19 protein-coding genes are annotated in these 18,678 nt (G+C 63.6%); 7 read left to right on the forward strand and 12 right to left on the reverse strand.

Features of this window, described 5'->3' with window-relative positions:
- Window positions 1-4: 4 nt before the first annotated feature.
- On the forward strand, window positions 5-1,063 hold the full coding sequence (locus tag LB558_RS18235) for a sn-glycerol-3-phosphate import ATP-binding protein UgpC (RefSeq protein WP_224698831.1): 1,059 nt from the start codon (window positions 5-7) through the stop codon (window positions 1,061-1,063).
- A 95-nt stretch (window positions 1,064-1,158) separates the two neighbouring features.
- Here the strand turns inward: LB558_RS18235 and LB558_RS18240 are convergent, their stop codons facing one another.
- From LB558_RS18240 to LB558_RS18250, 3 genes are all read right to left on the reverse strand, one after another.
- Window positions 1,159-2,241, reverse strand: a complete 1,083-nt coding sequence (locus LB558_RS18240; RefSeq protein ID WP_224698832.1) for an ABC transporter ATP-binding protein — start codon at window positions 2,239-2,241, stop codon at window positions 1,159-1,161.
- Window positions 2,238-3,818, reverse strand: coding sequence for an ABC transporter permease (locus tag LB558_RS18245; RefSeq protein ID WP_224698885.1), 1,581 nt, complete (start codon window positions 3,816-3,818; stop codon window positions 2,238-2,240). The genes LB558_RS18240 and LB558_RS18245 overlap by 4 nt, the downstream gene beginning before the upstream one ends.
- Before the next feature lie 174 nt (window positions 3,819-3,992).
- Window positions 3,993-5,000, reverse strand: coding sequence for an iron ABC transporter substrate-binding protein (locus tag LB558_RS18250; RefSeq protein WP_224698833.1), 1,008 nt, complete (start codon window positions 4,998-5,000; stop codon window positions 3,993-3,995).
- 262 nt (window positions 5,001-5,262) lie between these two features.
- On the opposite strand from LB558_RS18250, the gene LB558_RS18255 reads away from it, so the two are divergent.
- From LB558_RS18255 to LB558_RS18265, 3 genes are all read left to right on the forward strand, one after another.
- On the forward strand, window positions 5,263-5,799 hold the full coding sequence (locus LB558_RS18255) for a sigma-70 family RNA polymerase sigma factor (RefSeq protein WP_224698834.1): 537 nt from the start codon (window positions 5,263-5,265) through the stop codon (window positions 5,797-5,799).
- A gap of 1 nt (window position 5,800) precedes the next feature.
- The gene (locus tag LB558_RS18260) at window positions 5,801-6,439 is read left to right on the forward strand and encodes an NrsF family protein (protein ID WP_224698835.1); all 639 of its coding nucleotides are present in this window, start codon (window positions 5,801-5,803) and stop codon (window positions 6,437-6,439) included.
- 134 nt (window positions 6,440-6,573) lie between these two features.
- Window positions 6,574-8,631 carry a PAS domain S-box protein gene (locus LB558_RS18265; RefSeq protein WP_224698836.1) on the forward strand — a complete coding sequence of 686 codons (2,058 nt, stop codon included), beginning with the start codon at window positions 6,574-6,576 and terminating at the stop codon, window positions 8,629-8,631.
- Between the two features lie 57 nt (window positions 8,632-8,688).
- On the opposite strand, the gene LB558_RS18270 is transcribed toward LB558_RS18265, so the two are convergent.
- From LB558_RS18270 to LB558_RS18300, 7 genes are all read right to left on the reverse strand, one after another.
- A complete protein-coding gene (locus LB558_RS18270) occupies window positions 8,689-9,567 on the reverse strand; it encodes a 3-hydroxybutyryl-CoA dehydrogenase (protein WP_027038144.1) in 879 nt (292 codons plus the stop codon).
- 231 nt (window positions 9,568-9,798) lie between these two features.
- Entirely contained in the window at window positions 9,799-10,728 is a 930-nt protein-coding gene (locus LB558_RS18275; protein ID WP_224698837.1) for an electron transfer flavoprotein subunit alpha/FixB family protein, read from the reverse strand.
- A 24-nt stretch (window positions 10,729-10,752) separates the two neighbouring features.
- Window positions 10,753-11,502, reverse strand: coding sequence for an electron transfer flavoprotein subunit beta/FixA family protein (locus tag LB558_RS18280; protein ID WP_224698838.1), 750 nt, complete (start codon window positions 11,500-11,502; stop codon window positions 10,753-10,755).
- Between the two features lie 182 nt (window positions 11,503-11,684).
- Window positions 11,685-12,485 (reverse strand): rhomboid family intramembrane serine protease, encoded by an 801-nt coding sequence (locus tag LB558_RS18285; protein WP_224698839.1) that lies wholly within the window; start codon window positions 12,483-12,485, stop codon window positions 11,685-11,687.
- 28 nt (window positions 12,486-12,513) lie between these two features.
- Window positions 12,514-13,095 (reverse strand): cob(I)yrinic acid a,c-diamide adenosyltransferase, encoded by a 582-nt coding sequence (locus LB558_RS18290; RefSeq protein ID WP_224698840.1) that lies wholly within the window; start codon window positions 13,093-13,095, stop codon window positions 12,514-12,516.
- A 25-nt stretch (window positions 13,096-13,120) separates the two neighbouring features.
- Window positions 13,121-13,312 carry a twin transmembrane helix small protein gene (locus tag LB558_RS18295; protein WP_056583538.1) on the reverse strand — a complete coding sequence of 64 codons (192 nt, stop codon included), beginning with the start codon at window positions 13,310-13,312 and terminating at the stop codon, window positions 13,121-13,123.
- Window positions 13,313-13,335: 23 nt separating this feature from the next.
- Window positions 13,336-14,202, reverse strand: a complete 867-nt coding sequence (locus tag LB558_RS18300) for an SDR family oxidoreductase (RefSeq protein WP_224698841.1) — start codon at window positions 14,200-14,202, stop codon at window positions 13,336-13,338.
- A gap of 55 nt (window positions 14,203-14,257) precedes the next feature.
- Between LB558_RS18300 and LB558_RS18305 the strand changes: the two genes are divergently transcribed.
- A complete protein-coding gene (locus tag LB558_RS18305) occupies window positions 14,258-15,109 on the forward strand; it encodes a YihY/virulence factor BrkB family protein (RefSeq protein ID WP_013529430.1) in 852 nt (283 codons plus the stop codon).
- A 97-nt stretch (window positions 15,110-15,206) separates the two neighbouring features.
- Here the strand turns inward: LB558_RS18305 and LB558_RS18310 are convergent, their stop codons facing one another.
- The gene (locus LB558_RS18310; protein ID WP_224698842.1) at window positions 15,207-16,109 is read right to left on the reverse strand and encodes a DMT family transporter; all 903 of its coding nucleotides are present in this window, start codon (window positions 16,107-16,109) and stop codon (window positions 15,207-15,209) included.
- 148 nt (window positions 16,110-16,257) lie between these two features.
- Window positions 16,258-17,133 (reverse strand): tRNA glutamyl-Q(34) synthetase GluQRS, encoded by an 876-nt coding sequence (gene gluQRS, locus LB558_RS18315; RefSeq protein WP_224698843.1) that lies wholly within the window; start codon window positions 17,131-17,133, stop codon window positions 16,258-16,260.
- 74 nt (window positions 17,134-17,207) lie between these two features.
- Between gluQRS and LB558_RS18320 the strand changes: the two genes are divergently transcribed.
- Entirely contained in the window at window positions 17,208-17,849 is a 642-nt protein-coding gene (locus LB558_RS18320) for a DNA-3-methyladenine glycosylase family protein (RefSeq protein ID WP_224698844.1), read from the forward strand.
- Between the two features lie 128 nt (window positions 17,850-17,977).
- Window positions 17,978-18,535: an HNH endonuclease gene (locus LB558_RS18325; RefSeq protein ID WP_006328497.1), complete on the forward strand. Its 558-nt coding sequence runs from the start codon at window positions 17,978-17,980 to the stop codon at window positions 18,533-18,535.
- Window positions 18,536-18,678 lie beyond the last annotated feature (143 nt).

An 18,678-nucleotide genomic window follows, 5' to 3' on the forward strand; every position in this document is an offset into this window, starting at 1 on the left:
GCTGATGGCGACCGTCGATCTAAAGGATGTGAAGAAGGTCTACCCCAGCGGTTTCGAGGCCGTGAAGGGCGTTTCAATCGCAGTTCCCGACAAGGAGCTTTGCGTGCTGGTCGGCCCATCGGGTTGCGGTAAGTCCACGCTGCTCAGAATGATCGCCGGGCTCGAAACCATCTCCTCGGGAACAGTTGCGATCGACGGCAAGATCGTAAACTCAATCGGTCCGACCGAGCGTGACATCGCCATGGTATTCCAGAACTATGCGCTCTATCCGCATATGAAGGTCTACGACAACATGGCCTATGGGCTGCGCAACCGCGGCACGCCGAAAGATGAGATCGACAGCCGGGTCCGCGCGACGGCGAAAATACTGGAACTTTCGGCGCTGCTCGACCGCCGCCCGCGCGAGCTTTCCGGCGGCCAGCGCCAGCGTGTCGCCATGGGTCGTGCCATTGTGCGCAACCCGAGGGTTTTCCTGTTCGACGAGCCGCTCTCCAACCTCGACGCCAAATTGCGTGGCCAGATGCGCGTCGAGATAAAAAACCTGCAGCGCTCGCTTGGCGTCACGTCGGTCTATGTCACACATGACCAGCTCGAGGCGATGACGCTGGCCGACATCCTCGTCGTCATGAATGCCGGACTGGTCGAGCAGGTCGGGGCGCCGCTCGACGTCTACGAAAGGCCGGCCTCGACCTTCGTGGCGTCCTTCATTGGCGCTCCGCCGATGAATCTGTTGCCCCTTTCGCAAGGGCCGGCTGGTCCGGCGCTGGCTGATGGCAAGACGATTGAATTTGCGCCTGCGAACGCCGTCACGCTCGGCTTCCGCCCCGAGGATGCCGACGTTGCCTTCAATGCGGAGGCACCGTCCGGCGCGCTCGTCCTGCCGGCGCTGGTCGAGGCAGTCGAACCGGTAGGCGCCGAAAGTTTCCTTCACTGTGCTGCAGGTGGCAGCAGGATCGTCGTGCGGGTCGCGGGTCGCGCCACCGCCACGGTTGGCAACCAATTGCGAGTGGTTGCCAAGGCAGAAAAGCTGCACTGGTTCGATCAGGCCGGAAAGCGCGTCTAACGCTTTGTTTTGACGCAATTCCGGACGGAAAACCGTGTCACACTTTCCTGGAATTGCTCTCCAAAAGATATGCCCAGGTTACCCGCGTACGGCCTTCAGGCGAAGACATGCGCCTTTCCCGATACGGTCAGCCGGACGATCTCGCCGACCGCCGGCGCGTCCATGCCCGGTTTGCGCAGGACTAGCGGCGTGTTGCCGATCGCTGCCGCATCGGGCGGATCGGCATTGTTCAAGAGCCGCACCGCGACCGTGCACATCGAGCCGGCGAATTCCGATTCCGTCACTTCGCCGAACAGCATGTCCGAGGTGCCGGACATGCCCTCACGCGACGTTCTCTTCAAGGCGATCTGCTCCGGCCGCAGCATGATGCGGGCGATATCGCGGCTGTCATTGGTGTCGACCGCGATGCGGCCGAGCGGCGAGTTGGCGAAGCCGCCCGATATCTTTGCCGGCAGGATGATGGCGTCGCCGAGGAATTCGGCGATCATCCTGTCCTTCGGCTTGAGATAGAGCTCGCGCGGCGTGCCGATTTGCGAGAACTTGCCGTCGCGCATCACAGCGACCTGGCTGGCGAAGGACAGCGCTTCGGCCTGGTCGTGCGTCACCAGGATGGTGGTGATGCCGGCAGCTTCCAGAAGCTCGGCCACCGCCTTGCGCATAGAGGCGCGCAGGCCGGTATCCAGAGCCGAGAACGGCTCATCGAGAAGCATCAGCCTGGGCTTCATCGCCATGGCCCGGGCCAGCGCCACACGCTGCTGCTGGCCGCCGGAAAGCTCGTGCGGGCGGCGTTTGAGGATCGCCTTGTCGAGGCCTACGATATAGGCGAGTTCGACGATGCGCTCAGCCCGCTTGTCCTCGCCACGGCCCATGCCGAAACCGATATTATCGCCAATGGTCAGATGCGGGAACAGGGCACCATCCTGCGCCACCACGCCGATGCCTCGACGATATGCCGGCACTGCAGCGCCGCCATTGGCCAATATCGTACCGTCGAGCGTGATGTGCCCCTGGTCCGGCGCCTCGAAGCCGGCAATCAGCCGCAGCAAGGTCGTCTTGCCGCAGCCGGAAGGACCGACAATCGCCGTGCGGCTGCCGCTGGCGACGCTCAGGTCGACGCCGGCAAGGGCCGCCACCGGGCCGTATTGCTTGTGCAGGCCGCTGATTTCGAGAAAGCTCATCGTCCGGCCATCCGTTTCGACTGGACATAGAGCAGCCAGGTCAAGGGCAGCGACATCGCCACCATGATGAAGGCGTAAGGTGCCGCCGAGGCATAATCAATCTCGCCGCTGTAGGACCAGAACGCCATCGCCAGCGTGCGGGTGCCGTTGGGCGCCAGCATCTGGGTGGCGGTCAGTTCGTTCATGATGCCGAGCGCCACCAGCGCCATGCCGGCCGCGGCACCTGGCGCCGACAGGCGGATCGTCGTCGACCACAGCGCCTGCAGCGGCGGCCGGCCGAGGCTGGAAGCGGCGCGCTCGAGTTCGACCGGTGCCTGCGCGATCGACGCCCGCAGGCTGACCAGCGCGCGCGGCAGGAACATCAGCGCATAGGCCACCAGGATGGTGAACAGGGTCTGGTAGAGCGGCAGCGCGATGCGCACGGTGATGGTGACCAGCGCCAGCGCAATGACAACCCCGGGCAACGAGCCGACAATGTAGTTGCAGCCCTCCAGAAGACGCTGCAATGGCCCCGGCGCGCGGATCGAGATCCAGGCTATCGGCATGGCGGCGACGGTGGCCAGCAAGGCGCCGGCGAGCGCCAGGAACAGCGTCTGGCCAAGCGCCAGGCCGATTTCGTCCAGGCGCCAGACGGCGGCGCCGCCGGCGGCAAGCCAGCCGCCAATGGTGACGAATGGCACGCCGAGCGCCAAAAGCGAGGTGACGACAAGCAAGAGCAGGCTCGGGATGGTGGCGCGTCCGAGGCTCGTGCGCTGCTGATGGCGCGCCGCGCCGGAGCCGACACGGGCATAGCGCTCCTCGCCGCGCACCAGCACTTCGAGGCCGAGCAGCACGAAGCAGCAACTGACCAGCACGCCGGCCAGCATGTTTGCGGCCGGTCCGTTGAAAGTCGACTGGAACTGGTCGACGATCGCCGTGGTGAAGGTGTCGAAACGGATGAAGACATAGAGGCCGTATTCGGCCAGCAGATGCAAGCCGACCAACAGTGAGCCGCCGCAGATGGCGAGCCGCAATTGCGGCAGCACGACCCGCCAGAACACGCGGCGTGGCCCAAGGCCGAGTGCGGCGGCGGCATCCTCAAGGGCGGGATCGAGACGGCGCAACGCCGCCGACACCGGCAGATACAGGAACGGGAAATAAGCGATCACGGAAACCAGCACGCCGGCCCACAGGCCGTGCAATCCTGGCACCATGGTGATCCAGGCATAGCTGTGCACGAAAGCGGGAATGGCAAGCGGCGCCACGCACAGCCAGGCCCAGAGCCGGGCGCCCGGCAGGTCGCTGCGCTCGGTCAGCCAGGCCAGCGCAACCGACAGCACGAGGGCGATCGGCACGGTCAGCAACACCAGCAGGACAGTGTTGACCAGAAGCTCGCCGACGCGCGGCCGGAAGACCAGCGCCGAGACGGTTTCCCAGCCGGTCTGCACCGCGATCCAGATGATGAAGGCAAGTGGCACCAGCGCCAGCAGCGCAACGAAGATGGCAGTGATGACCAGCCAAAGCGGTGCGCGTCGCCGAGCCCTTCGGCCTGTGCCCGAAGGCAGGCCCGAGCGCGCGAGATCGACTGCGGACTGCATCAGGTCAGACGCCGTGCCGTTGCCGTCCAGCGGCAGCAGTTGAAGGACCGTGATCGCGGTCGGGAACACAGCGTGTCGTCATCGACGAATGCCATCTCGAAAAACAAAATCACTCCCGCGGAAGGCGAATTCCCGCGGGAGCGTGGTTGGTTGTCCTTTTAGGAGGAATGGCAACTAAAGCAAGCCGGCTGCCGTCATCAGGTCGGTGACCTTCTTGGAGTTCAGCGTCGTGGCATCGACCTTCGGCGCCTGCAGGTCGGCGAGCGGCACCAGCTTCGGATTGGACTCCGCACCCTTGCCGACTGCGTATTCGAAGGAATCGCCCGTCTTCAGCACGTCTTGGCCGCCCTTGCCGGTCACCCATTTCAGGAAGGCCTGGGCTTCCTTTTGATGTTTGCTCGAGGCCAGCACGCCGCCGCCGGAAATCGAGACGAATGCGCCCGGATCCTGGTTCTTAAAATAGTGCAGCTCGACATTCCCGCTGTTTTCGCCGGTCTTGGCCTGATCGCCGAAGTAATAATAGTGGTAGATCACGCCGCCTTCGATCTCGCCGGCATTGACTGCCTTCATCACCGTGCTGTTGCCCTTGTAGGCGGTGAAGTTGGTTTTCATCGCCTTCAACCAGTCGGCGGTAGTGGCTTCGCCCTTGAGCTGGAGCAGGGCACTGACGATGGCCTGGAAATCGGCGCCCGACGGGGAGGCGGCCCAACGGCCCTTCCAACTCGGATCGGCGAGGTCAAGCATCGACTTGGGCAGTTGGTCGGCGGTCAGCTTGGTCTTGTTATAGGCAAAAACCGTGCTGCGCGCGGCGACGCCAACCCATTTGCCACTGGCCGGCTGATAGTCCCGGGGAACCTGTGCCAGCGTGTCGGCGTCGACCGGTGCGAACAGGCCTGATGTCTCGACCAGCACCATGGCCGGCGAGTTTTCCGTCAGGAACACGTCGGCTGGCGATGCCGTGCCCTCAGCGACGATCTGGTTGGAGAAGTCGCTGTCGCCGCCATTGCGCACGGTGACCTGGATGCCCGTTTCCTTGGTGAAGCCTTCGGCCCACGCCTTGGTCAGGCTTTCGTGCTGGGCGTTGTAGACAATGATGCCATCATCTTCCGCCATCGCCGGGCTGCCGATCAAGCTGATTGCCAGCGCTGTGGCGCCGACGAGGGTGGAAAGAGCGTATTTCATGGCATTGTCCTCGATCTCGGGTGTCTTCGGTATGTCACGGCTGCACCTATCGATACCTGACACCGGTAGTCAACATTGTTGATGTGCTTCAATCGGTCGCTGACGTGCAAAGGTCGGTACCGAACGGACAATTCCGCGTGATGCTCACGATTCGGCGGTGCCGCAAACTTTCGTGACTTGCCGACAGTTTGGCTTGGACATTATTTCGCCGGCCACGTAACAAATCAGCGCCGAGACGCGAAAATCGGGGGAGTGAACTCTTGTGAGCGGCAATGACGAGGCCGAACTCTCCCGGCTGATGCGGGCCGCGATCGCGGGAGATGAAAGGGCTTACGCCGACTTTCTGCACCGGATTGCCGCGCTGGTTCGCGGTTTTGCCAGGCGCAGGATCGTGCAGGGCGGGGTCGATCCCGAGGATGTCGTGCAGGAAACCTTGCTGGCCATTCATGTAAAACGACATACTTGGCGCCAGGATGCGCCGGTGTTGCCGTGGATCTACGCGATCGCCCGCTTCAAATTGATCGATGCGTTCCGGCGGCGCGGGCGACGCATCGAGATCGACGTCGACGAAATCGCCGAGACGTTCGCGGAGCCGGAAACCGAGACCGTCAGCGAGCGCGATATAAACCGTGCCTTGGACGGCCTGTCGCCGTCACAGCGCTCGGTGGTTTCGGCCGTGTCCGTGGAAGGCCGCTCCATCGGTGAGACGGCTGCCAGGTTCGGTATCAGCGAGACAGCGGTGCGGGTGTCGCTGCATCGCGGGCTTGCGGCGATAGCCAAGCGATTTGGACGGGAATGACATGAGGACGGACGATCTCATCAAGGCGCTGGACGCCGATGCCGGCAGCAAGGCAATGCCGCTGGGCATGGCCTGGTGGCTGGCCGCCGGCGCGGCAGCGGTGATCGCGGCCGTCGTCTTCCTCATAACCATTGGCCCACGCCCGGACTTCATGGCGGCCGCGCACACGATGCGCTTTCTTTCCAAATTCCTCTTCACTATCGTGCTTGCCGTCAGCGCCTTCGCCCTGATCCGCACCTTGTCGACACCGGGTGCTTCGACGGGCCGGGCGATGGCCTGGATGGCCGCGGCGCCAGTGCTGGTCGCCGTGGCGGTGCTTCTGGAGCTTTTCATGGTGCCGGAGGCGCTGTGGGGTACGCGGATGGTCGGCTCCAACATGATGATCTGCATGGGCTTCATCCCGCTGATCGGTATTGGCCCGCTTGCCATCTTCCTGTGGATGCTGCGCTATGGCGCGCCGACACGGCCGGTGCTTGCCGGTGCGGTGGCGGGCCTGCTCGCCGGCGGGCTGGCGGCAACCTTCTATGCCGCCCACTGCTTCGACGACTCGCCGCTTTTCGTTGCTACCTGGTACACCATCGCGATCGCGGCACTCGCGCTGCTCGGTGCGCTCGGCGGGCGGTTTTTCGTGCGCTGGTAGCGTGCCGCCACGATCGCGAGCCCATGCACACCGATCCTTAATCATGCCGGCATTTGTTTGTCGGTTAGCAACGGCGCCGGCAGGCCGGACGCAACCATTCCTTAAAATCGATCCGTCAAGGTTGGTGCGAGAACATGCGTTTGCGCACGGGGGTGGCACGTATCGTGATGTGGCGAGGATTGACCGGCCGAGAATCTCTTGGGCACGCAGGCTTCGCGTTGCTCGTCGCCGCCCTGGGCGTGGCGACCTCGATCCTGCTGTCGCGCCTGGACCTCGGCACCGAAGCCTTGAAGCTCTGCCTGCAGATCGCGGTGGCGATGGCGGCGGGCGCGCTGGTCCTCGCCGTCCTGTCCATCCGCAGGATCAGCAGGGGTCGCCAGCAGATCGCCGAGAGCGAGCTGCGCTTCCGCCGCGCCATGGAGGATTCTGCGATCGGCATCGTCGTTGTCGGTCTCGACGGTCGCATCCGCCAGACCAATCCGGCCTTCGCCGCCATGCTTGGCTACACAAGCGAAGAGATCGAGGCGCTGACTTTCTTCCAGATCACGCATCCCGACGATCTGCTGATCGGGCGGGAGACGATGGACGATCTGAAGGCGGGCACGGTCAATTCCTTCCATTTCGAGAAGCGCTATCTCCGCAAGGACGGAACGTCTGTCTGGGCTCATCTTGCCGGTTCGGTCATTCGCGATGAGACCAGCGGCCGCCCGCTTTATCTCGTCTCGCAAATCGAGAACATCGACGCGCGCAAGCAGGCCGAGGCGCGCATTGCCGAAGCGGAAACGCGTTGGAATTTCGCGCTCGCCGGCGCCGGCCAAGGGGTCTGGGACCTCGACATGCGCAAGGGCGGCACGACCTATTCCTCGACCTGGGTCAAGATGCTGGGTTACGCAGATGGAGAACTCGATGGTGATCCCGACCGCTGGCTGACGATGATCCATCCCGACGATCGGGAGGCCGTCATCGAAGCGGACCGGGCGCATCTTGACGGCGAGACGCCGTTTTTCGAAGCCGAGTTCAGGATGCGCCACAAGGATGGCCACTGGGTCTGGATCCTCGACCGCGGCAAGGCTATCGAGCGTGACGAGGACGGACGCCTGATCAGGGCCATCGGCAGCCTGACCGACATCACCCGGCGCAAGGAGGCCGAAGAACGCCTCACCGTGTCGGCGGCAATGCTGGCCGATGAAAAGGAACGGCTGAGGGTGACGCTGCAATCGATCGGCGATGCCGTCATCTGCACCGATGCCGCAAACCGTATCACCTTCATGAACCCGGTCGCCGAAAAGCTGACCGGGATTGCCGGCGGCGAGGCTCTTGGCAAGATACTTGGCCATGTCTACTGGGCGGTCGACGAGGAGACGGGGCGCAGGATCGGCGTGACCCGGCCGGCGGTTGGTGTTCATGCGCCCGCCGACCAGAACAGCCGCGCCGTCCTTATCCGGCGCGACGATACGCGCTGCAGCATCCGCCAGGTGGTGTCGCCGATCATCAACGAACGGAACGAATTCTGCGGGCTGGTCATCGTCTTCCAGGACTTTACCGATGCGCGCGCGCTGCAGCGCCAACTGGCGCACGCCGCGGCACACGATGCGCTGACCGGCCTTGCCAACCGCTCGAGCTTCATCCGCGCCATGGACGACCTGGTCGGCCAGGCGCGCAAGGACGGTGCCGCCAACACCACAAAGTCGGTCGGCGACACGACAGAGTCGACCGGCGACACGACAGAGTCGGTCAGAGGCGCCGGACATCAGTTCATGTTCATCGACCTCGACCACTTCAAACTGGTCAACGACACGGGTGGCCACGCGGCGGGAGACGCGTTGCTGAAGCGGGTTGCCGCGACGGTTCGCGGCGTGCTGGGTCCAGACGACATTGTTGCTCGTCTTGGTGGCGACGAATTCGCGGTCATTCTGAAATCGGGTTCGGCAGCCGGCGCCAAGATCGCGGCACGCTCCATCATCGATGCGATCGGCGGGCTGGACTTCACCTGGGACGGCCGTCCTCACGTGATCGGCGCCAGCATCGGACTGGCTGCGATCAACGCCAATTGCGGCGAGGTCGACGAGATCATCGCGAGAGCCGATGCGGCCTGCTATGCAGCCAAGGCGGCGGGCCGTGGCTGTGTTTGCGTGGCGCCGGACGCCCAGATCGTGGATGGCCGGACAGAGCCGCTGGCGGCGGCCTCCTGATCGAGCCTGTCACCGCTCGTCCGAAAGGCTTGTCCCTGATTTGCGCCGACGATCCGCTCAGCGCGTCGGAACGGGGTGCTCGCCACGATAGTCGTAGAAGCCACGCCCGGTCTTGCGGCCGAGCCAGCCGGCCTCGACATATTTCACCAGCAGCGGGCAAGGGCGGTATTTGGAGTCCGACAGGCCGTCATGCAGGACCTGCATGATCGACAGGCAGGTATCGAGCCCGATGAAGTCAGCCAGCTGCAGCGGCCCCATCGGATGGTTGGCGCCGAGCCGCATGGCGGTGTCGATGGCATCGACCGAACCGACGCCCTCATAGAGCGTGTAGATCGCCTCGTTGATCATGGGCAGCAGGATGCGGTTGACGATGAAGGCCGGAAAATCCTCCGAGACCGTGATCGTCTTGTCGAGCTGCTTCACATAGGTCTTGGCTGCCTCGAAGGTCTGGTCCTCGGTGGCGATGCCGCGCACCAGTTCGACCAGCTTCATCAGCGGCACCGGGTTCATGAAATGTATGCCGATGAACCGCTCCGGCCGGTCGGTCTGCGCGGCAAGCCGCGTGATCGAGATCGACGAGGTGTTGGTCGCCAGGATGGCTTCGGGATTGAGCTGCGGACAGAGCTGGGCGTAGATCTTGCGCTTGACCGTCTCGTCCTCGGTCGCCGCCTCGATCACCAGGTCCGCGCCGGCAAGATCGGCCATCGCGGGGGCGGCCGAAATGCGGCTCATCGCGTCGTTGCGCACCTTCTCGTCGAGCTTGCCGGACCCCACCTGGCGGGCCATGTTGCCGCTGATGGTGGCGATACCTTTCTCGATGCGGTCGGGCGATATATCGTAGATCAGCACCTTGTAGCCCGAAAGCGCGGAGACATGGGCGATGCCACCACCCATCTGGCCCGCGCCGATGATGCCGATCGTTTCGATCTTGCTCATTACACCGATCCCGTCCTGAGCCCTTCCGCATGAACTGCGAAAGCGCTCCACCTTTTTATTTTACCGCAATTCCCTAGGGAAAGCGCTACGCGCTTTTCCGGGAAAACCGCTGCGCACTTGCTGGAATTGCTTTTAGCCTTTGCGGCCTCTTTTTGTGCGGTGCAAACTAAAAGGGCGGGGCGACTTCGTCTACCCCACCCTCACCATTTAATACGCTTTGGCAGAAAAGCGTCAAAGCGCCTTTTGCAGTTCCGGCAGAATGACGAAGAGATCACCGACGAGGCCGTAGTCGGCAACCTGGAAAATCGGCGCCTCCTCGTCCTTGTTGATGGCGACGATAACCTTCGAATCCTTCATGCCGGCAAGATGCTGGATGGCGCCTGAGATGCCGACGGCGATGTAGAGGTCGGGCGCGACGACCTTGCCGGTCTGGCCGACCTGCCAGTCGTTCGGCGCGTAGCCGGCGTCGACCGCGGCGCGGGAAGCGCCGACAGCGGCACCGAGCTTGTCGGCGACCGGCAGGATAACCTCCTGGAATTTTTCCGCCGAACCCAGCGCACGACCACCCGAGATGATGATCTTGGCCGAGGTCAGCTCCGGACGGTCGGTCTCGGAGAGCTTGTTCTCGACGAAGGTGGAGAGGCCGGGATTGGCTGCCGCCTTGACGGACTCGATCGCCGCCGAGCCGCCCTCGGGGGCTGCCTGGAAGGAGGCGGTGCGCACCGTGATCACCTTCTTGGCGTCGCTCGACTGGACCGTCTGGATGGCGTTGCCGGCATAGATCGGCCGCTTGAAGGTGTCGGGCGATACGACTTCGATAATCTCGGACACCTGCGCGACATCGAGGAGCGCAGCCACGCGCGGCGCGACATTCTTGCCCGACGAGGTGGCCGGCGCGATGATGGTGTCGTAGGCGCCTGCCAGCGACACAATGAGCGCCGCCGTCGGTTCGGCCAGGCGCTCGGCAAGCTCGTCGGCCTCGGCCAACAGTACCTTGCTCACGCCCTTGAGCTTGGCGGCAGCGTCCGCTGCCGGCTTGGCGCCGTTGCCGGCAACCAGCACATGCACGTCCGAGCCGATCTGCAGCGCCGCCGACAGCGCCTTGGCGGTCTGATCGGAAAGCGTTGCGTTGTCGTGTTCGGCGATGAGGAGAATTGTCATTTTTCTTGTTCCTTTCCTGACCGCTTACAATACGCCGGCTTCGTTTTTCAGCTTGTCGACCAGTTCGGCGACGCTCTTGACCTTGACGCCTGCCTTGCGGCCGCTCGGCTCCTCGGTTTTGATGACCTTCAGGCGCGGCTTGACGTCGGTGCCGTAGTCGGCCGGGGTCTTCTCGTCGAGCTGCTTCTTCTTGGCTTTCATGATGTTGGGCAGCGAGGCATAGCGCGGCTGGTTGAGACGAAGGTCGGCGGTGACGATCACCGGCATCTTCAGTTCCACGGTCTGCAGGCCGCCATCGACTTCGCGCGTCACCTTGGCCTTGTCGCCGTCGAGCACGATCTTGGAAGCGAAGGTGCCCTGCGCCCAGCCAAGCAGTGCCGCCAGCATCTGGCCGGTCTGGTTGGAATCGTCGTCGATCGCCTGCTTGCCGAGGATGACGAGGCCGGGCTGCTCGGCGTCGACGACGCCCTTCAGCACCTTGGCGACGCCGAGCGGCTCGGTCTGTTCGTCGGTCTTGACCAGGATGGCGCGGTCGGCACCCATGGCGAGCGCGGTGCGCAGGGTTTCCTGCGCCTGCTGCGGGCCGATCGAGACGACGATGATTTCTTCCGCCTTGCCGGCTTCCTTCAGCCGGATTGCTTCTTCGACCGCGATCTCGTCGAACGGGTTCATCGCCATCTTGACGTTGGCGAGCTCCACGGCCGAACCATCAGCCTTCACGCGAACCTTGACGTTCGCATCCACAACCCGCTTCACGGGCACAAGGATCTTCATTTGCCTGTCACCTCTTCACGCTAGTTGGGCGCGCTATAACAGCCTGCGCCCGTTCTGAGTTGTCGAAAGCCGACATTTCGGATGGAAATTCTGGTCTTCTACCCGTCTTAGGCTGCGACGGAGACGTTTCCGTAGTTGCGGCGACCCTGCACGTCAATACGCTGCAAGCGGCTCAAATCGGTTCAGTCCGAACTGGAAGCGTTTCCTCGCCCCCAGCGCGGCGTCGCGGCGGGTGGTTCAGGCGCCAACGGCTCGGCAGTGGCCTGCGGCTGGTTGGGAGCGGCGACCGCGGCATCGTCGTCAGCGCCGGCAAACAGCGGCACGCCGCGGCTGCGCAAAACGAGCACCAGAACGGCGCCCGCGATGATGCCGCCGATATGGCAGGCCCAGGAAATCTGATCCTCGCCGCCGGCGGCAAACATCACCACCTGGAACAGCACCCACAGGATGAGCGGGATGAACGCCGGAATGCGCAACGGGATACGGGCAAAGGCCAGCACCCAGACCTTCACCCTGGGATAAAGGATCAGATAGGCGACGACCACGCCGGCGATGGCGCCCGAGGCGCCGATCAGCGGCACCTGCGAATCCCAGGCGACGAGCCCCTGGAAGGCGGCTCCGGCGACAGCGCACAACAGGTAGAAGATGAGGTAGCGGATGTGGCCAAGCGCATCCTCGACATTGTCGCCGAACACCCACAGGAACAGCATGTTGCCGCCGAGGTGGAAGATGTCTGCATGCAGGAAGGAATAGGTGAGGTAGCTCAGGCTTTCGGGGATGACGATAAAACGCGGATCGAGCTCGGCGGTGTCATGGACGACCGACGGGATGAAGCCCAGGCCAAGGACGGCGGCATTGGAGAAACTCTCGCCGCCAAGCGCGGTGGCGAGGTAGACCAGGGCGTTGACCACGATCAGCCCGATCGTCACATATTGCAGCCTGATGTGCCGCAGCCTGTTGGTGTCGTAAAGCGGGATGAACATGCCCCAGGCCCTCTTCCGCTTTCGACAATCAGCGGTTCTTGCCGGGAACCCATAGCACGTCGGCGTTTCCGTTGTCATTGACCGCCCGGGCGGCGACAAACAGGAAATCCGAGACGCGGTTGATGTATTTCAGTCCGTCGGGGTTGACGTGCTCGTCCGGGTCCTGGGCCAGTGCCACCATCAGCCTTTCGGCTCGCCTTGCCACGGTACGGGCAAGGTGAAGTGCCGCCGCCGCCGGCGTGCCGCCATTGAGCACGAAGGATTTGAGCGGCTGAAGTTCCTTGTTGAGCAGGTCGATGTCCTTTTCGACCCGGTCGGTCTGCACGGCGACGATGCGAAGCGGCTCATAGCCGAGCGGCTTGCCATCGTCGGGCACGGCGAGATCGGCGCCGAGGTCGAAGAGATCGTTCTGGATGCGGGAAAGCATGGCGTCGATCACAGGGTGGGTCGCGGCCGTGTGGACCCGGGCGATACCGATGCAGGCATTGGCCTCGTCGACCGTGCCATAGGCGTCCACCCGCAGGTCGGATTTCAGTCGCCGTTCGCCGGTGCCGAGACCCGTGGTGCCATCATCGCCGGTGCGGGTGTAGATCTTGTTGAGCTTGACCATTTCGCCTCCCCGGCCGCCGGCATCCTCATTTGCGGGTGAAATACACCGCCAGCAGGATCAGCACCAGCGCGACGGCCTGCAGCATGACGCGCGCCTGCATCAGCTTGTTGGAGGTGACGCCGGAACCGCCGCGCATCATGTTGATGAGGCCGCGAACCAACACGATCACCACGGCGACCATGACCAGAATGGCGAGAATATTGAAGACGGATGCCATGGTGTGTTCCCAGTTCGGTTGATTCAGGCGCGTTTGGCCAACACGCGGTAAAGCATCGATGCCGGCAGGATGCGTTTGAGCACCGCACCGATCCTGGCGGGCACTGTTACCACATAGTGCGGGCGTGGGCGCCGCGACAGAAGTGCATGGCGCAGCGCCGCATGAACCACTTCCGGCCCTGGCTTCAAGGCCGATTGGCTGCCGCCGGCCCGCAGCCGCTCGAGTTGCGCCGCATAGTCCACGCGGTGCACGGAATTCTCGTGGTCGATGTTGCCGAGAAACCAAATGAGGCCATTGCTGGCGATCTTCGACTTCACCGGTCCCGGCTCGATCAGCGAAACGTGGACGCCGCTGCCGGCCAGTTCCTGGCGCTGGCAGAGCATCAGGGCCTCGAGTGCATGCTTCGACGCCGAATAGGCGCCGCGGAAGCGCACCGGCACGAGGCCAAGGATCGACGAGCAGTGGACGATGCGGCCCTGACCCTGGCGGCGCATCACCGGCACCAGCCGGCGGGTCAAATCATGCCAGCCGAAGAAATTCGCCTCGAACTGCTGCTTAAGCGCCGCAACGGGCAGATCCTCGACGGCGCCCGGCTGAGCATAGGCGCCATTGTTGAACAGCGCGTCGAGCCGGCCGCCGGTGCGGTCGAGCACCGCCGTCACCAGCGCGGCAATAGAGTCCGGCTCGCAATAATCGAGATAGAAGGCCTCGATCCCATCGGCTTCGAGCGCGGCGATGTCCTGCGGCTTGCGCGCAGTTGCGAACACCCGCCAGCCTTCCGCCTTCAACGCGCGGGCGCAGTACGCGCCTATTCCCGAAGACGCACCGGTGATGATAATCGAGCGCAACTTGTGCGCCGGACTGTTCGTGGTTTCGCCAAGGGTTGCCATTTGCCGCAATCCCTTCCCATATTCCCGGCGTGGAGACAATTGGAGGGCGCGGTTCTTGTTGCGGAAGATCGTAGCCCTCAAGCGGGTCCTCTACGACGCGCTTGGCCATTTCAACACCGATGACGGCTGGGCGATGGCCAGCCATCTGGCGATCACATCGCTGATGGCATTGTTCCCGTTCCTGATCTTCGCGACGACGCTGGCGAGCTTCCTCGGCGCGCAGGCGTTCTCCGACACGGCCGTGCATCTGGTCTTCGACACCTGGCCCGAACAGATCGCCAAGCCGATCGCGCGCGAAGTGCTCAATGTGCTGACCGTCAGGCGCACCGACCTTTTGACTTATGGTGTGGTGCTTGCGGCCTATTTTGCGTCGAACGGTATCGAGGCGCTGCGCACGTCGCTCAACCGCGCCTATCGCGTCTCGGAAACGCGCGGCATCATCTACCGCCGGGTGCAGAGCATCATCTTCGTTCTCATCGCCACGGCCGGTTTCCTGGCGATCAGCGTGCTCCTGGTGTTCGCGCCGCTGCTGGCGCGGCTCGCCGAAGCCCATATCGACTGGATCAAGCCCTATATGGGCACCATCACCCTGTGGCGCTACGTCATCGCTTCGGCGGTCATTGTCGGCGGATTGTTTGCCGTGCATTTCTGGCTGCCGGCGGGCAAGCGCCGCTTCGTCTCGCTGGTGCCGGGCATCGTCTTCACGCTGGCGGCATGGCTTATCGGCTCGACCATCTTCGCCACCTATCTCGACCACTTCTCGTCCTATGTGACGACCTATGCCGGCCTGGCCTCGATCATGATCGCCGTGGTCTTCCTCTACATGGTCTCGGCGATCTTCATCCTCGGCGGCGAACTCAATGCCGCGATCAGCCGCTACCTGGAGGCGCGCGCCCGGGTCGGGTGAGTCGATGCTGGGCGGATAGGGAAAGAGGAATTGAAGAGTTGGAGAATTGAGGAATTGAGGAACCTGAGCAATTGAGGAACCCGAATTCTTCAATTCTTCAATTCTTCAGTTCTTCAGTTCTTCCAAATCCCTTGGTCTGCCGCGCCGTTGCCAGGCCAACGCCGAAGGTGGTGATGGCCATGCCGGCAATCTGCAGCGCGTTGAGCTGCTCGTCGAACAGGGCCCAGGCGATGATCGCCGTCACCGCCGGCACCAGGTAGAACAGCGAGGCCACTTTCGACATCTCGCCGTCGCGGATCATCACCATCAGCAGGAAGATGGCGCCGAGCGACAGCACCAGCACCAGCCAGGCCATGGCGAAGATCAGTTCGCCATTGATGACGACCGTGTGGGTCTCGAAGGCGAGTGAGGCGAGGAGCATCAGCGAACCCCCGCCGATATATTGCCACATGGTCGCCGCGACGAGGTCGCCGCCGGAAGCGAAGCGCTTCTGCCAGATGGTGCCGGCGCTCATGCCGAGCACCGAGACTAGAGACGCGGTCAATGTCGCCGCGGTCACGCCGCCGCCGAGCGCGCCGAGCTTCGGCCACAGCACGATGACGATGCCGATGAGGCCGATGCCAAGGCCAAGCCAGTGGCGCGGCAGGATCGCCTCGCCGAGGAACTTGCCGGCCAGCACCGCCGTGATCAGCGGCTGCAGACCGACGATGAGGGCCGAAAAGCCGGCCGGCATGCCCCTGTGGATGGCCCAGAAGACAGCACCGAGATAGACGCCATGCATCAGGATGCCGGCGCCGGTGGCATGCAGCGCCTCCTCGCGGGTGGCTCTTTTCGAACCCAGCACAAGCATCAGGACGGCCAGCAGGATCGCGGCGATGACGAAACGCGCGGCGAGGAAGGTGAACGGTTCCGCCCACGGCATGGCGTAGCGCGCGCCGATGAAGCCGGTGGCCCACAGGACGACGAAGGTGGCGGGGATGAACCGTTTGATGCTGTGCATGTTCCGGAGACCGCCGCGCTGGAGAGAATTGCCGTGGCGATGCTCTAATCCCGTTCGCCCCGGCGCGCAAAGCGAAACGGTTGATCCATAGATCACCGGAATTCAACGCCCGGCGCATCTGGGGGGTGGTTCCCTGGTCTCACCGGGCTCAAAGCCCGACCATCCGCCTGATGTCGTCAGGCGATGCGCCGGCATGGCGCAATACGGCAAGGCCGGTGTCACTGAAGCTCTTTGATAGCTTTCGTCCGTCCGGCCCGAGGATGAGGCGATGATGGAAATAGGCAGGCTGCGGCAGATCAAGGAGTTGCTGCAGCAGGCGCTGCACGCCGGTGGCGGAAAACAGATCCTGGCCGCGCACGACGTGGCTGACGCCTTGCAGCGCATCGTCCAAGACGACGGCGAGGTGATAGCTGGTCGGAATGTCGCGGCGTGCCACGATCACGTCGCCCCAGTCCTGCGGATGAGCGTCGACGGAGCGCGTCGCGGAAAGCGTCTCATCGACGAATTCGGTCCATGAAAGGTCCTTGCCGACGCGCGCCATGGCGGCATCGACATCCAGCCGCCAGGCGAAGGCTGTGTTCTCGGCAATCCGCCGTTGGCGTTCCTTCAGCGGCAGCGCCTTGTCGGCGGCGGGGTAGAGCGGCACGCCGTCGGGATCGCGCGGCCAGTCGCGGCCACGCTTTTCACTATCGGTGATGAAGGCGCGGATCTCGCCACGGCTCATGAAGGCGGGATAGACGAGTTCCTCCCGGACCAGCCGCTCGAGCACTGCCTGGTATTCGGCGAAATGCTCGGATTGGCGGCGCACCGGCTCTTCCCAGCCAAGCCCCAGCCATTTCAGGTCGGCAAGCACGCCTGCCTCGAATAGTGGCGTGCAGCGCGTCGTGTCGATGTCCTCGATGCGCAGCAGCAGGCGGCCGTCCGCCCTTGCCGCCAGCTTCTGGTTGAGCAGCGCCGAATAGGCGTGGCCGAGATGCAGGTCGCCGTTGGGGCTGGGGGCGAAGCGGAATGTCAGGAGTGTCATCTCAGCGGCGGCAATCGGGTTGTGCAGCGGTTTTGCCAATTGCTACCGTGCCGCCGGTTCAGGAACAAGAAAGCATGCAGCGCATCGCGACATCAGACGACATTGCCCGGGGGCTCGATGCGCTTTGCGTGATCGACCCGCGCCTGGAAAGAGTGCGCGGCATGGCCGGCGAGGTGCCGCTCAGGCTTTCCGAGCCTGGCTTCAGGAGCCTGGCGTCGATCGTCGTCTCGCAGCAGGTGTCCCGCGCCAGCGCCGATGCGATCTTCGGCCGGCTGACCAAGCTCGTCGATCCGCTGACGCCGCAGGCGATCCTGGCCGCCGGCGAGGACATGTTTCGCGAGGCTGGCCTGTCGCGGTCGAAGCAGCGCGGCCTGATCGCTGTTGCCCAGGCCGTGGTCGACGGCCTCGACCTGCATCACCTCTGTTCGCTCGATGCCGAGGAGGCGATCACGACGATGACGGCGGTGTCCGGCATCGGCCCATGGACGGCGGAAGTGTACCTGTTGTTTGCCGCCGGGCACCCCGACATTTTCCCCGCTCGTGACGTTGCGCTGCAGAGCGCGGTTGGCCATGCGCTCGGCATCGAGCCGCGTCCGCCGGAGAAAACACTGATCGCCTTAGCCGAATCATGGAGCCCGTGGCGAGGTGTCGCATCGCGGCTTTTCTGGTCCTATTATCGTGAAACCAGAGGGCGGGACGCGGCGCCGCCGGCCTGAATCCGCAAAAAATCATAAAAATCACGCATTTTTGGCGCTTAGGCGACGCGACAATCCGCTTCACATCCCTGTCATGTCGGGCTTACAGTATCCGCGCCGTTCGGGTCTAGAACCAAGGAGGTGAACACGTGACGGTTGCCGTATCTCCGGATGGGCTTCCAGCACTGGTGCTGAATGCGGATTACCGTCCGCTCAGCTATTACCCCCTGTCGCTCTGGTCGTGGCAGGATGCCATCAAGGCGGTGTTCCTCGACCGGGTGAACATCGTCGCCGAATACGAGCACGCCGTTTCCTCGCCGACCTTCTCGATGAAGCTGCCGAGCGTGGTTAGCCTGAAGGCCTATGTGAAGCCCTCCAGGCACCCGGCCTTCACCCGCTTCAACGTCTTCCTGCGCGACCGCTTCCAATGCCAGTATTGCGGCACGCCGGAGGACCTGACCTTCGATCACGTCATCCCCCGCCATCGCGGCGGCGCGACGACATGGGAGAATGTCGTTGCCGCCTGCTCACCCTGCAATCTCAGGAAGGGCGGCATGATGCCGGCGCATGCCAAGATGTGGCCGCTGCAGAAGCCTTTCCAGCCGACAGTGCACGATCTGCACAACAATGGCCGCCTGTTCCCGCCCAACCATCTGCACGAAAGCTGGATGGATTATCTCTACTGGGATGTCGAACTCGAACCCTGAGATCGTCCGAGAATTCGGCAGGCTGGCCGGCTGGAGCGATTGTCTGCGCTTCCGATGCTCACGGACCCAAATGTCCGCTCCGCTTCGGCTCTCGACAATTACTCCATACGACTCAGCCTGCCGAATTCTTTGAACGATCTCGC

This window comes from Mesorhizobium sp. CO1-1-8 (assembly GCF_020164875.1).
Taxonomy (GTDB): domain Bacteria; phylum Pseudomonadota; class Alphaproteobacteria; order Rhizobiales; family Rhizobiaceae; genus Mesorhizobium.